Here is a 12,919-nt window from a genome sequence, read left to right on the forward strand (position 1 = left end):
GATCCGCGTCACAAGAACAGCACAAGGAGACAAGCAATGAAGAAAGCACTGCTGGCAGGCAGCCTCGCCATTCTCGCGCTGGGCGCCGCCGCCAGCGCCCACGCAGCCTGGCCCGAACGCCCCATCACCATGGTGGTGCCCTTCCCGCCTGGCGGGCCGACCGACCTGGTCGCCCGGGTGCTGGCCAAGCAGCTGACTGACCAGCTGGGCCAGACCGTCGTGGTCGAGAACAAGGGCGGCGCCAACGGCAACATCGGCATGCAGTACGCGGCTGCCGCCAAGCCCGATGGCTACACCGTGCTGTACAACACCTCCTCCATCGCGCTCAGCCCCAATCTGTACCGGTCGCTGGCCTTCGATCCGGTCAAGGACTTCGCGCCGGTGTCGTCCACGGCGGTGATCCCGCTGGTGCTGCTGGTGCATCCGTCCGTGCCGGCGCCGGACACCCGGACGTTCGTGCAGTATGCGCGCGAGCATCCCGGCAAGCTGTCGTATGGGTCGGCCGGCGCCGGCAACGTCACGCACCTGGGCGCCTTGTTGCTGTTGCGCTCGCTCGAAATCGACGCGGTGCACGTCCCCTATCGCGGCAGCGCCCCGGCCATGACGGATCTGGTCGGCGGGCAGGTGCAGCTCATGACCAATACGCTGAACGATTCGCTGGGCTTCATCCGCGAAGGCAAGCTGCGCGCGCTGGCCGTGACCAGCGGCGCGCGCAGCGAGCAATTGCCCGACGTGCCGACGGTGGCGGAAACGGTGGCGCCCGGATTCGAGATGGGCGCCTGGCAAGGCGTGGTGGTGCCGGCGGGCACGCCCGCGCCGGTCATCGACAAGCTGAACGCTGAAATCCGGCGCGCGCTGCAATCGCCTGAAATGACCAGGCAGCTCAAGGCGCAAGGCGCGCAGGCGCTGGGATCCACGCCGCAGGAATATGCCGCCTACATCAAGAGCGAAATCGCGCGGTGGGGAGAGGTGGTGAAGGCCGCCAACGTGAAGCTGGACTGACGGTTGCTGAAGGCAGATGCAAAAACGCCCGCGAATCGCGGGCGCTTCTGTCTGAGCTGCCAGGCGGACGGCAAAGCTCAGCGGCCGTTGGCCTTGGCCGTGATGCCGTTGGCCGCGCCCATGTCGGTATTTGGCACGTCGCGCAGCAGCACGCGCACGTCCTGGCCCGAGATGCCGATGCTGGCGCACACCGCCTGGTTCAGCGCCGCGATCAGCGCGGCCTTCTTGGCTTCGTCGCGGCCGGAGATCAGCGCGACGTCGACGCGCGCCATGGCCTTGCCGATTTCGCCGCCCACGATCACATGCGCCGCCGGCACTTCCTGCAGCACGATGCGCACGCTGGGCAGCGGCGCCGCGATGCTCTCGACAACGGCGTTGGATGCGGCCTGCAGCAACGCGGCCTTCTGGGCGGCCGTGTGGCCTTCCATGATCTGGACATTCAAAATAGGCATGACTGATTCCGATGTTCCGAAAAAGGAGAAACCGGCCCAGGCGGCCGGCAAACCATCATATCCGGATCAGGACCGCGCTGACGGCCGCGCGGCCTCGATCTGGATTAGGGTTTCTCCCTGTCAGGCCGCCTGGTCGCGGCGCTCGGGTTCGGACTGCTCCTGCGCGTCGACGGCAGCGGCGGCTTCCGCCGCAGGCGCGGTTTCGGCCAGGGCCGGCGTCACCAGCTCCACCACCTTCTTGCGCGACAGCATGCCGATGAACTCATCGTCTTCGCCGGTCACCGCGACCGGCTGGTCGCTGTGCACCAGCTGGGCCAGCACCTCGCCCAGGCCAGCGGTGGCGGGCACGGAAGCCAGATCCTCGACGTAGCGGGAAATGTCGCGCGCGCCTTCTTCGATGGCACGCGTGGCGGCCTCGGCGGTCAGCACGCCGGCCAGCCGCTTGCCGTCCAGCACCGGCGCGTACTCGTAGCTCAGGGCGCGCATGCGGTCCATGGCATGGGCGGGACGCGAACGCATGGTCAGGGTCAGGCGCGCCGGATTCACGGCGTGCGTGGCGTTGAGCACCTTGGTGCGGTTCACGTCCTGCAGGAAGGACTGCACGTAGTCATTGGCCGGATTCAGCAGAATGTCTTCCGGCGTGCCTTCCTGCACCAGTTCGCCGTCCTTGAGGATGGCGATGCGGTTGCCCAGGCGCAGGGCTTCGTCCAGGTCATGGGTGATGAAGACGATGGTCTTGTTCAGCTTGGCCTGCAACTGCAGCAACTGGTCCTGCATTTCGCGCCGGATCAGCGGATCCAGCGCCGAGAAGGCCTCGTCCATCAACAGGATTTCGGCGTCGGTGGCCAGCGCCCGGGCCAGGCCGACACGCTGCTGCATGCCGCCCGACAATTGGTGCGGGTACTGGTTCTCGAAGCCCGACAGGCCCACCTGGTCCAGCCACTCGCGGGCGCGCTTTTCGCGTTCGGCGCGGCCGACGCCCTGCACGGTCAGGCCGTAGGCGGCGTTGTCCAGCACGGTGCGGTGCGGGAACAGGCCAAAGCGCTGGAACACCATGCTCATCTTCTTTTGACGGAAGACTTCCAGGTCGCGCTTGTTCAGGCTGACCACGTCCACGCCGTCGACCAGGATGTGGCCGGCGCTGGGTTCGATCAGGCGGTTGAAGTGGCGGATCAGCGTGGACTTGCCGGAACCCGACAGGCCCATGATGACGTAGATGCTGCCTTCTTCGATCGACAGGCTGATGTCGCGCAGGCCCAGCGTGTGGCCGCTTTCGGCCAGCAGCTGTTCCTTGCTCATGCCGCCCTGGGCGGCTTCCAGCCATTTCTTCGGGTGCGGCCCGAAGACCTTGTAGATGTTCTTGACCTCGATCTTGCTCATCGCTGGCCTCCCATGCGCATGCGCTGTCCATACGATTGCGTGATCCGGTCGAACAGCACGGCCAGCACCACGATACCCAAGCCCGCCAGCAGGCCGCGGCCCACTTCCAGGCGGTTGATGCCCAGCAGCACTTCATAGCCCAGGCCGCGCGCGCCGATCATCGAGGCGATCACCACCATCGACAGCGCCATCATCGTGGTCTGGTTGATGCCGGCCATGATGTTGGGCAAGGCCAGCGGCAACTGCACGCCAAACAGCTGCTGGCGCGGATTGGCGCCGAAGGCGCGCGAGGCTTCCAGCACTTCGCGATCGACCAGGCGGATGCCCAGGTCGGTCAGGCGGATCAGCGGCGGCACGGCGTAGATCACGGTGGCGATGATGGCCGGGATCTTGCCGAGGCCGAACAGCATGACCACGGGAATCAGGTACACGAAGCTGGGCATGGTCTGCATCACATCCAGCACCGGCAGCATGATGGAGCGCAGCCAGTTGACCCGCGCCATCAGCACGCCCAGCGGGATGCCGATGATCACCGACAGGCCGGCCGCCATGATCATGAGCGCCAGCGTCTGCATGCCGGCGTCCCACAGGCCCAGCACGCCGATCACGCACAGCAGCGCGCCCATCGCCAGGCTCAGGCCGATGCGGCGGCTGACGCCCCAGGCGATCGCGATCGTCACCGCGACCACCGCCCACCAGGGCGAATTGCGCAGCAGCTGCTCCAGCCACACCAGGGCATGCAGCACGGGCTGGGACAGAGTCTCCAGCGTGTCGGCATAGTTGGTGACCAGGTGATCGACAAAGCCGTCGATCGCCCCCCGGACCTGCCGGGCGGGAATAATTTCAGGAAACATTCGTTCTACTCCATTCTGGCGCACTCACCGCCCGGACCGCGCCCGCATGCCCAGGAATCGGGCAATGCGGCGCAAGCTTGCGGCTTCCAGCTAGAAAACGGCCGGCCATCCCGGCAGCGCCAGCGCATCTCGGTCCGGGCGCGAGCGCCCGGCCGGCGGCCATCCTGGCCAAGAAATCCGGCCCCATGAAGGGCCGGAGCGCACCGCGACGGCGCGCAGCCAGGAACATGGCGGGTTACAGCGCGCTTTGGACGCGCCCGGCGACGTCGGCGGGGACCCACTTGGTCCAGACGTCGGGTTTGTTCTTCAGGAACCACTTGGCCACGGCGTTGGCTTCGTCGCCGGACTCTTCCATGTGGGCCAGGGTTTCGTTGATCACCGGCAGCGGCACCGAGACCTTGGACAGGAATTCGGTGAGCTTGGGCGCTTCCTCGGAGAACTTGGTGTTCACCGCCGTGAAGACGGGATTGTCGGGATAGGCGCTGGGTTCGGGCTTGGCGCACTTGGGCGACGTCAGGCACTTGTGCTTTTCGGCGTCGTAGGGCGGCATGTCCAGCTTGACCAGGTCCATGGAACCCACCAGCGGCGTGGGCGACCAGTAGTAGAAGACCACGTTCTGCTTGCGCTTGTAGGCCGACATCAGGGCCGCCTTCTGCGCCGCGCCCGTGCCGGGCGAATACAGGGTGTAGCTGTCGTCCAGTTTCAGGGCGTGGAACAGGTTGTTGCTGGTGATCTCGCAGCCCCAGCCTGCCGGGCAGCCGTAGAAACGGCCCTTGCCGGGCTCTTCCGGATCCTTGAACTTGTCCTTGAACTTCGGCAGGTCGGCCGCGGACTTCAATTCGGGCAGGCGCTCCGCCGTGTAACGCGGGATGTACCAGCCCTCGGCGCCCATGTAGAGATCGCCGATGCGCTTGACCTTGCCGGTCTTCTCGGCGCGGTCCCAGGGGTCGGCGACGCTGTTCAGCCAGATCTCGGTATTGATATCCAGGTCGCCGCGCTCCAGCGCAGCCAGGGCGGGCAGGGTTTCGGTCGGCAAGGTCTCGGTCTTGCAACCGTAGCCCTTTTCCATGATGAAACGTTCGACGTCGACCAGGACCAGATTGGATTCCCAGTTCATCGCGCCGAAATTGACCGGGCGCTTGATTTCGCACTGGACGGCGTCGGCGGCTTGGGCCGCACCGGCAAAGGCGAAGAACACAGCCGCGGCGGCCAGGGTCTTGACAGGGGTAAAACGCATTGGCTTTTGCCTCCATAGGTTCAGGGACACACGCCAGGCTTGGGCCCGGAGGTGCCATGGAGCTAAGGGGGTTGTGCGGAAGACGGGCAGAACCGCCAATACAAACCGACACTAGCAACAAGACGGTCCGCGAGGGTGCGGCATCTTGCAAGACAGGAGCTTCAAAAACGCAGTTTTTGAAAACCCACAGAAAGTGAACAAACTGAACGAAGAAGCCAGCATCTTAAACGAAATTGATGCTCAGCCCAACCCCACCTCGGAATGAATCAGATACATTTCCGGAAAAAACGGTCCGGGATTACCCGCAATCGCAAGGAGTGAAACAGCAGCTTTCCCTAGGGGATTTTGATTCAGACGCAAAGATACATTCAGTAAATAATAAATTCATATCCATACGCTTTAGCGGTTTCGAATTGGCCGGAAATCGCGGTTCCGGCCAGTGGGCGGACGCGTTTCGGCCCACTTCTCGGTGTCAAACCCATTGAAACCGGCCATCCTGCGGACACCCGCTGACCGCTACTCGTTCTTGGCGTACATGTAGTCCCGGCGCCAGGGGTAGGCGAGGTCCGGCGGATTGTCCAGCTCATCGGCGCGTCCTGTCGCCGGATGCTGGCCCAGGATCTGGTGCAGCGCGATCCAGCCGTGCTCGAACGCCATGGCGCAGCCGGCCAGGTACAGCCGGTAGGCACGCAGCGAACGCTCGCCCTGCTCGCCGCCCAGGATGCGCGCCGCTTCAGGCAGGCGCGCCTCCAGCGCATCGCTCCAGGCCCACAGGGTGCGCGCGTAATGCGGCCGCAGGTTTTCCACGTCCACCTCTTCCAGCCCGCCGTTGGTCAGGGTTTCCATCACCACGCTGACGTGGGTCAATTCGCCGCCCGGGAAGATGTACTTCTCGATGAATTCGCCCATGCCGTTGCCCAGCTCGGCGTTGTAGACGCCGGCCGCGGTAATGCCATGGTTCATGATCAGTCCGCCCGGCTTGAGCAGGCGGCGCAGCTTGGCGAAGTAGCCCTCGAGCTGGGCGCGGCCCACGTGCTCGAACATGCCGACCGACGCGATCTTGTCGTAGGGCGCGGATTCGTCCAGTTTGCGGTAGTCCAGCAGTTCCATGCGGACCCGGCCTGCGAGCCCCTTCTCCTGGATCAGCTTGCTGACATGGGCATGCTGGTTGCGCGACAGCGTGATGCCGGTGGCGTCCACGCCGTAATTCTCGGCAGCCCACAGCAGCAGGCCGCCCCACCCCGCCCCCACATCCAGGAACCGCTCGCCTGCGCACAGGCGCAGCTTGCGGCAGATGTGGTCCAGCTTGGCCTCCTGGGCCTGGGCCAGCGTCATGCCCGGTTCACGGTAGTAGGCGCAGGAATAGACCCGTCGCGGATCCAGCCAGAGCGCGTAGAAATCATCGGACAGGTCGTAGTGGAATTCGATCTGCTTGGCGTCGCGTTCGACCGAATGGCGCCAGACCGACACCACCTTGCGCACCAGCTCGGTCAGCCAGCCGCCGCGCGCCGCGTCCACCGGCGAGCCCGGCAGCAGCGCCGACGCCGCGGCCATCACATCGCGCATATTGCCTTCGATGTCGATGCGGCCTTCCACGTAATCCTGCCCCAGCACGCCCACTGCGCCTTCGGCCAGGTGCGCCAGCGCAGTCTTGTCGTGCGTGACGAAACGAACGCGGGGTTCGGGCGGCCCCAGCACGGCGCCGTCGGGCAGAACCAGCTGGACCGGGACCGGCAGGGCCTGGAGTTTGCGTTCCACAACAGACAACAAAGGATTCACGACTTCTCCTCTGGAATACGTACGGACCGCAATGACTTTATCGGAAAAAACTTGCAATTTGCTTGTAAGGTTGCCCGTGATACAGTCGTTTACTTGGCCCAAACCGTGCAACAAACCGCATCCGGGCCCTGTCACTGCGCTACCCCGCAATCCACATGCCCCCATCACAGTCTTTTCGCAGCGGCCTGCCTGGCTGGCTGATACTCATGGGCGCGCTGACCGCAATCGGTCCGTTCGCCATCGATATGTACCTGCCCGCGTTCCCCACGATCGCGGCGAACCTGGGCGTGTCGCGCGGCGACGTCGAACGCACTTTGGCCGCCTACCTGATCGGCCTGGCGATGGCGCAGGTGTTCTATGGCCCGATGGCCGACCGCTACGGGCGCAAGCCGCCGCTGCTGGTGGGGCTGACGCTGTTCATGATCGCTTCGCTGGGCTGTGCGCTGTCGGGGTCGGTGGAAGCGCTGACCGGCTGGCGCGTGGTGCAGGCCATGGGCGGGGCCGCCGGCATTGTGATCCCGCGCGCGGTCATCCGCGACCACTACGAAACCCATGAAGCCGCGCGCGCCATGTCGCTGCTGATGCTCATCATGGGCCTGGCCCCCATTCTCGCGCCCCTGGCGGGCGGCCAACTGCTTGCCATCACCTCGTGGCGCAGCCTGTTCTGGGTCATGCTGGCCGGCGGTGCGATGTTGATGGCTGCCGTGATCCTGATCATGAAGGAATCGCTGGCGCCTGAACGCGTGGTGCCCCTGCGCTGGGAAACCATCCTGCGCAACTACCGCGACCTGTTCGCGCATCGCGGCTTCATGGCGCACAGCCTGGCCGGCGGTTTCGGCCAGGCCGGCATGTTCGCCTACATCATCGGCTCGCCGCGCGTCTTCATCGAACTCTACGGCGTGCCGCCCCAGTACTACGGCCTGCTGTTCGGCACCAACGCGCTGTCGCTCATCGTCTGCTCGCAGATCAGCGCGCGCCTGCTGCGCACCTACACGCCGCGCCAGTTGCAGCGCCGCGCCCTGACCTCGCTGGCCTGCGCCAGCCTGGCGGCGGTCGCGCTGACGCTGGGCGGCTGGATGACCCTGCCCCTGCTGATGCTGTGCCTGATCTGCTACATGGGCAGCCAGGGCTTCGTGAATCCCAACTCGGCGGCGCTGGCGCTGGCGGACCAGGGCAAGCGGCTGGGCGCGGCTTCCGCGCTGTTGGGGACGCTGCAATTGTCCTGCGGCGCGCTGGCCGGTTTCGCCGTCAGCGCCTGGCAGACCGACAGCGCCCTGCCCCTGACGACCACGCTGGCGGCCTGCGCCTGCCTGTCCTGGATCTCGGGCCGCGTGGCGCAATCGCACACCAAGTAGCCTGGCCGCTTGATTTATTTAGGCTTTTCGTATTAGAATCTAAGTCTTCACATGAAGTTTCCCGTGCCGGACTACTATGCTTTGTAGTTCAGCACTCTGACCCCAACCGCGCAACGTCTGGCGATTTTCTTAGGAAATCCCAGAGATTCTTCCAAGAATTCCGCGGGTGGCAGGCAGCGGGTATAAGCACTGGGGCGGACCAGACGGGCTTTAACAGCCACTCCGATCCCCCCTCATCCACTAAGACTGGGTGGCCGGCAAAGGCAGCGCAAGCGCCTCTACAGCCCGGCGGCTGAAACCCTGTCTACCCCCCAAGCGATGCGCGACAAAAGAACGACCTAAAGAGGTGCATCCATGGCACGCGTATGCCAAGTGACCGGCAAAGGCCCGATGGTGGGCAACAATGTTTCGCACGCGAACAACAAGACCAAGCGTCGCTTCCTGCCCAACCTGCAATCGCGCCGGTTCTGGGTTGAAAGCGAAAACCGCTGGGTCCGCCTGCGTGTTTCGGCCAAGGCCATCCGCACGATCGACAAGAACGGCATCGACGCCGTGCTGGCCGAAATGCGTGCCCGCGGCGAACTGGCTTAATCAGCCTCCCCGCCAATCTACATACTAGGAGCACGACATGGCCAAAGGTATCCGCGAAAAGATCAAGCTCGAGTCGACTGCCGGCACGGGTCATTTCTACACGACCACCAAGAACAAGCGCAACATGCCCGAGAAGATGCTGATCAAGAAATTTGATCCGGTCGCTCGCAAGCACGTTGACTACAAGGAAACCAAGCTGAAGTAATTCAGCCGGTTTTCCCGCAAGTCGAAAAGGCCCTGCACCGCAGGGCCTTTTTTCATTTCTGGCGAGCGCCGCATGGGGCGCCTTGTCTATTGCCCCGGGGCGAAGGCCCATGTTCCAATTGGGCCGCTGTCATCCGCCGCGCCTGCTGGCGCCAGATTCCCTCTCCACGCGATACCTGACATGTTCCGTCCCTGCCTTACCCTGCTGCGCCGCGCCGTGGCGCCGGCCCTCCTGGCCCTGGCGCTGGCTCCCGCCGCCTCGGCCAAGGACAAGGAGCCACCCATCCGCATCGGCGAGATCAACAGCTACAAGGCGATACCCGCCTTTCTTGGCCCCTATAAAAAGGGCTGGCAGCTGGCGCTGGAAGAGGTCAACGCCGGCGGAGGCGTGCTGGGCAGGAAGCTGGAAGTGATCTCGCGCGACGACAACGGCAACCCCGGCGATTCGGTGCGCGCGGCCCAGGAATTGCTGGCCCGCGAAAAGGTCGAGCTGCTGTTCGGCGGATTCCTTTCCAATACCGGCCTGGCGCTGACGGATTTCGCCAAACAGCAGCAGGTGTTCTTCCTGGCGGCCGAGCCTCTCACCGACAAGATCACCTGGCAGGACGGCAACCGCTACACCTACCGTCTGCGCCCCTCAACCTGGATGCACGTGGCGGCGCTGGCCCCCAAGGCGCTGGCCTTGCGCAAGAAGCGCTGGGCCATCGTCTACCCCAACTACGAGTATGGGCAGTCCGCGGTGGCCACCTTCAAGGCCATGATGACCTCGTTCCAGTCCGACGTGGAGTTCGTCGCGGAGCAGGCCGTGCCGCTGGGCAAGGTCGATGCCGGCGCCGTGGTGCAGGCCCTGGCCGACGCCAAGCCCGACGCGATCTTCAACGTGCTGTTCGCCGCCGACCTGACGCGCTTCGTGCGCGAGGGCAATACCCGCGGCCTGTTCGAGAACCGCGCCGTGGTGTCGGTGCTGTCTGGCGAACCCGAATACCTGGAACCGCTGGGCGCCGACACGCCCACCGGCTGGATCGTCACGGGCTACCCCTGGTACGCCATCGACACCCCGGCCAACACCACGTTCGTCGAAGCCTACAAGAAGCGCTACAACGAAACGCCCAAGGTCGGCTCGGTCGTGGGCTACGCGTCCCTCATGTCCATCGCCCAGGGCCTGAAGGCTGCGGGCGAAGTGGACACCGAAAAACTGGTCGACGCGTTTGCCGGCCTGAAGGTGGACACGCCCTATGGCCCCATCCAATACCGCAAGATCGACCACCAGTCGACCATGGGCGTGTACGTGGGCGTGACCGCTGTGGAAGACGGCAAGGGCATCATGAAGGACTTCGCCTATATCGACGGCGCACGCCTGCAGCCGCCTGACGAGCAAGTGCGCAAGATGCGTCCGGCGCACTGATGAGCCTGTCCGGGCTGCTGCTGCAGCTGCTCAATGGGCTGGCGGACGCCAGCGCGCTGTTCCTGGTCGCCGCCGGCCTGTCGCTGATCTTCGGCGTCACGCGCGTGGTGAACTTCGCCCACGGCTCGTTCTACATGCTGGGCGTCTACCTGGCCTGGACCTTCACCAACTACTTCGGCGACGGCGCCGGCTATTGGGCCGGGCTGCTTCTGGCGGCGCTGGCCACGGGCCTTATCGGCGCGGCCGCCGAATGGCTGGTGCTGCGGCGCCTGTACCAGGCGCCTGAACTGTTCCAGCTGCTGGCGACCTTTGCACTGGTGCTCATCATCGGCGACGCCGCGCTGGCCATCTGGGGCCCCGAAGACCTGTTCGCAGCGCGCGCCCCCGGCCTGTCTGGCGCCGTGCAGATCCTGGGCCGGCGCTATCCCGAATACGACCTGCTGCTGATCGCCGCCGGCCCCGTGGTACTGGGCCTGCTTTGGCTGCTGCTGATGCGTACGCGCTGGGGCCGGTTGCTGCGGGCCGCGGCGGAAAATCGCAAGATGCTGGCCGCGCTGGGCGTGAATCAAGCCTGGCTGTTCACCTCGGCATTCACCCTGGGCGCGTTCCTGGCCGGCCTGGGCGGCGCGCTGGCCGCGCCGCGGGTACCCGCCACCCTGGGCCTGGACCTGGAGATCATCGCCAGCGCGTTCGTGGTGGTGGTGGTGGGCGGCCTGGGTTCGATTCCCGGCGCCTTCCTCGCCGCCTTGTTGATCTGCTCGGTCAAGGCATTGTTCGTGTTCCTGGGACAGGTGCAGATCGGCCCCTGGCTCTTCAACCTGTCCAAGCTCACGCTGCTGGCGGAATTCGCCGTGATGGCCGTGGTGCTGGTCGTGCGGCCCTGGGGTCTGCTGGGCAAACCGCCCGAGCCGGCATCCCACACCGCCGCCCCGGAGCGCCCCATCGCGCCGGCCGGCCGCGGCCTGCGGCTGGCCTATGGCGCGCTGTTGGCGCTCCTGGTACTGGCGCCGGTGGCGGCCGCTCACAGCCCCTATCTGGCCATCCTGCTGACCGAAATCCTGATCGCCGCGCTGTTTGCCGCCAGCCTGCATTTCCTCACCGGGCTGGCCGGCATGACCTCGTTTGGCCATGCCGCCTGGTTCGGCCTGGGCGCCTACGGCGCCGCGCTGCTCCTGAAGCTGGCGGCCGTGCCGATGGAAGCGGCGCTGCTGCTCGGCCCCTTCGCCGCGGCGTTCGGCGCCCTGCTGTTCGGCTGGTTCTGCGTGCGCCTGTCGGGCGTGTACCTGGCGATGCTGACCCTGGCAGTGGCGCAGATCCTCTGGGCGCTGGCCTATCAATGGGATGACGTGACGGGCGGCAGCAACGGCCTGATCGGGCTGTGGCCATCGGCCTGGCTCGCCCAGGGCCCCTGGTTCTATTACCTGACGCTGGCGCTGTGCGTCGCCGGCATCGCCTGGCTGCGCCGCCTGGCGTTCTCGCCGCTGGGCTATGCGCTGCGCGGCGTGCGCGATTCGGCCCTGCGCGCCGAGGCGCTGGGCATGGACACGCGGCGCGTGCAATGGGCGGGCTTCGTGGCCGCGTCTTTCGCCGCCGGCCTGGCGGGCTCGCTCTACGCATTTTCCAAGGGCAGCATCGCGCCCGACACGCTGGCCGTGAGCCGCTCCGTGGACGGACTGGTCATGGTGCTGCTGGGCGGGTTGCAGACGCTGGCCGGCCCGCTCGTTGGCGCTGCGTCCTACACCTGGCTGCAGGATGCCGCCGCGCGCAGCACCGAGTACTGGCACGCGGTGCTGGGGCTGGCCATCCTGGCCCTGGTCATGGCGTTTCCCGAGGGGCTGGCCGGCGCTGCCTCGCGCCTGGCCGCAAGCTGGAACAGGAGGCGCGCATGAACACCGCCCCCCTGCTGCGAGTCCGGGACCTGCGCAAATCATTCGGCGGCATCGACGCGCTGGCCGGCGTGTCCTTCACGCTGGACGCGGGCCGGATGCTGGCGCTGATCGGCCCCAACGGCGCCGGCAAGTCCACCTGTTTCAACGCGCTGGGTGGCCAGCTGCGGCCCGACTCGGGCTCCGTCCTGCTGGACGGCCGCGAACTGGTAGGCCTGTCGGCAGGCAAGATCTGCCGGTTGGGCGTGGGACGCACCTTCCAGACCGCGGCCACCTTCCGCTCCATGACGGTGCGCGAGAACGTGCAGACTGCGCTGCTGTCGCGCGACCGGCTGCTGCTGAATCCGTGGCGCCGGGCCACCCGGCACGCGGCCGAGGAGGCCATGTCGCTGCTGTCCCAGGTGCAGATGGCGGACAAGGCGCAGGAGCATTGCGGCACGCTGGCCTACGGCGACGTCAAGCGGGTGGAGCTGGCGATGGCGCTGGCGCACCAGCCGCGCCTCTTGCTGATGGACGAACCCACGGCGGGCATGGCCACCAATGAACGTCATGCGCTGATGCGGCTGACGCGCACGCTGGCGGACACCCAGCGCATTGCGGTCCTGTTCACCGAGCACAGCCTGGATGTTGTGTTCAAGCACGCCGATCGCATCGCAGTGCTGGTGCGCGGCAGCCTGCTGGCCGAGGGCGAACCCGCAACGATCGCGGCCGACGAGCGGGTCCGCGCGGCCTATCTGGGCACGGAAGCGCCGCAGCCGGCCTGAGCCGGCCGCG

At 66.0% G+C, this 12,919-nt stretch carries 12 protein-coding genes; 7 read left to right on the forward strand and 5 right to left on the reverse strand.

Annotation, left to right across the window (positions count from 1 at the left end; all coding sequences use genetic code 11):
- The first annotated feature begins 36 nt into the window (after nt 1-36).
- Nucleotides 37-1,002: a Bug family tripartite tricarboxylate transporter substrate binding protein gene (locus tag HV766_RS25775; RefSeq protein ID WP_125471078.1), complete on the forward strand. Its 966-nt coding sequence runs from the start codon at nt 37-39 to the stop codon at nt 1,000-1,002.
- Between the two features lie 77 nt (nt 1,003-1,079).
- Here the strand turns inward: HV766_RS25775 and HV766_RS25780 are convergent, their stop codons facing one another.
- The 5 genes from HV766_RS25780 to HV766_RS25800 all read right to left on the reverse strand — a co-directional run bounded on the left by HV766_RS25780 (nt 1,080) and on the right by HV766_RS25800 (nt 6,704).
- Nucleotides 1,080-1,454, reverse strand: coding sequence for a tautomerase family protein (locus tag HV766_RS25780; RefSeq protein ID WP_054451217.1), 375 nt, complete (start codon nt 1,452-1,454; stop codon nt 1,080-1,082).
- 120 nt (nt 1,455-1,574) lie between these two features.
- On the reverse strand, nt 1,575-2,834 hold the full coding sequence (locus tag HV766_RS25785; protein ID WP_054451216.1) for a quaternary amine ABC transporter ATP-binding protein: 1,260 nt from the start codon (nt 2,832-2,834) through the stop codon (nt 1,575-1,577).
- On the reverse strand, nt 2,831-3,688 hold the full coding sequence (locus HV766_RS25790; protein WP_054451215.1) for an ABC transporter permease: 858 nt from the start codon (nt 3,686-3,688) through the stop codon (nt 2,831-2,833). Before HV766_RS25790 ends, HV766_RS25785 begins: the two co-directional genes overlap by 4 nt.
- Before the next feature lie 235 nt (nt 3,689-3,923).
- Nucleotides 3,924-4,925: an ABC transporter substrate-binding protein gene (locus HV766_RS25795; protein WP_054451214.1), complete on the reverse strand. Its 1,002-nt coding sequence runs from the start codon at nt 4,923-4,925 to the stop codon at nt 3,924-3,926.
- 516 nt (nt 4,926-5,441) lie between these two features.
- Entirely contained in the window at nt 5,442-6,704 is a 1,263-nt protein-coding gene (locus HV766_RS25800; protein ID WP_175182080.1) for a class I SAM-dependent methyltransferase, read from the reverse strand.
- Between the two features lie 206 nt (nt 6,705-6,910).
- On the opposite strand from HV766_RS25800, the gene HV766_RS25805 reads away from it, so the two are divergent.
- From HV766_RS25805 to HV766_RS25830, 6 genes are all read left to right on the forward strand, one after another.
- On the forward strand, nt 6,911-8,059 hold the full coding sequence (locus tag HV766_RS25805) for a Bcr/CflA family multidrug efflux MFS transporter (protein ID WP_054451213.1): 1,149 nt from the start codon (nt 6,911-6,913) through the stop codon (nt 8,057-8,059).
- A 354-nt stretch (nt 8,060-8,413) separates the two neighbouring features.
- The gene (gene rpmB / locus HV766_RS25810) at nt 8,414-8,650 is read left to right on the forward strand and encodes a 50S ribosomal protein L28 (protein ID WP_006385639.1); all 237 of its coding nucleotides are present in this window, start codon (nt 8,414-8,416) and stop codon (nt 8,648-8,650) included.
- A gap of 37 nt (nt 8,651-8,687) precedes the next feature.
- The gene (gene rpmG / locus HV766_RS25815) at nt 8,688-8,855 is read left to right on the forward strand and encodes a 50S ribosomal protein L33 (RefSeq protein WP_003810296.1); all 168 of its coding nucleotides are present in this window, start codon (nt 8,688-8,690) and stop codon (nt 8,853-8,855) included.
- A gap of 180 nt (nt 8,856-9,035) precedes the next feature.
- The gene (locus tag HV766_RS25820; protein WP_054451212.1) at nt 9,036-10,259 is read left to right on the forward strand and encodes an ABC transporter substrate-binding protein; all 1,224 of its coding nucleotides are present in this window, start codon (nt 9,036-9,038) and stop codon (nt 10,257-10,259) included.
- Entirely contained in the window at nt 10,259-12,148 is a 1,890-nt protein-coding gene (locus HV766_RS25825; RefSeq protein ID WP_175182081.1) for an ABC transporter permease, read from the forward strand. Before HV766_RS25820 ends, HV766_RS25825 begins: the two co-directional genes overlap by 1 nt.
- The gene (locus HV766_RS25830) at nt 12,145-12,909 is read left to right on the forward strand and encodes an ABC transporter ATP-binding protein (RefSeq protein ID WP_175182082.1); all 765 of its coding nucleotides are present in this window, start codon (nt 12,145-12,147) and stop codon (nt 12,907-12,909) included. The genes HV766_RS25825 and HV766_RS25830 overlap by 4 nt, the downstream gene beginning before the upstream one ends.
- Nucleotides 12,910-12,919: the final 10 nt, after the last annotated feature.

This window comes from Achromobacter aegrifaciens (assembly GCF_902859735.1).
GTDB lineage: Bacteria > Pseudomonadota > Gammaproteobacteria > Burkholderiales > Burkholderiaceae_B > Achromobacter > Achromobacter aegrifaciens.

Bases quoted from the DNA above. Each gene is read 5' to 3' on its own strand.
- HV766_RS25775 (WP_125471078.1), top strand. From the start codon at position 37: ATGAAGAAAGCACTGCTGGCAGGCAGCCTCGCCATTCTCGCGCTGGGC.
- HV766_RS25780 (WP_054451217.1), bottom strand. From the start codon at position 1,454: ATGCCTATTTTGAATGTCCAGATCATGGAAGGCCACACGGCCGCCCAG.
- HV766_RS25785 (WP_054451216.1), bottom strand. From the start codon at position 2,834: ATGAGCAAGATCGAGGTCAAGAACATCTACAAGGTCTTCGGGCCGCAC.
- HV766_RS25790 (WP_054451215.1), bottom strand. From the start codon at position 3,688: ATGTTTCCTGAAATTATTCCCGCCCGGCAGGTCCGGGGGGCGATCGAC.
- HV766_RS25795 (WP_054451214.1), bottom strand. From the start codon at position 4,925: ATGCGTTTTACCCCTGTCAAGACCCTGGCCGCCGCGGCTGTGTTCTTC.
- HV766_RS25805 (WP_054451213.1), top strand. From the start codon at position 6,911: ATGGGCGCGCTGACCGCAATCGGTCCGTTCGCCATCGATATGTACCTG.
- rpmB (WP_006385639.1), top strand. From the start codon at position 8,414: ATGGCACGCGTATGCCAAGTGACCGGCAAAGGCCCGATGGTGGGCAAC.
- rpmG (WP_003810296.1), top strand. From the start codon at position 8,688: ATGGCCAAAGGTATCCGCGAAAAGATCAAGCTCGAGTCGACTGCCGGC.
- HV766_RS25820 (WP_054451212.1), top strand. From the start codon at position 9,036: ATGTTCCGTCCCTGCCTTACCCTGCTGCGCCGCGCCGTGGCGCCGGCC.
- HV766_RS25825 (WP_175182081.1), top strand. From the start codon at position 10,259: ATGAGCCTGTCCGGGCTGCTGCTGCAGCTGCTCAATGGGCTGGCGGAC.
- HV766_RS25830 (WP_175182082.1), top strand. From the start codon at position 12,145: ATGAACACCGCCCCCCTGCTGCGAGTCCGGGACCTGCGCAAATCATTC.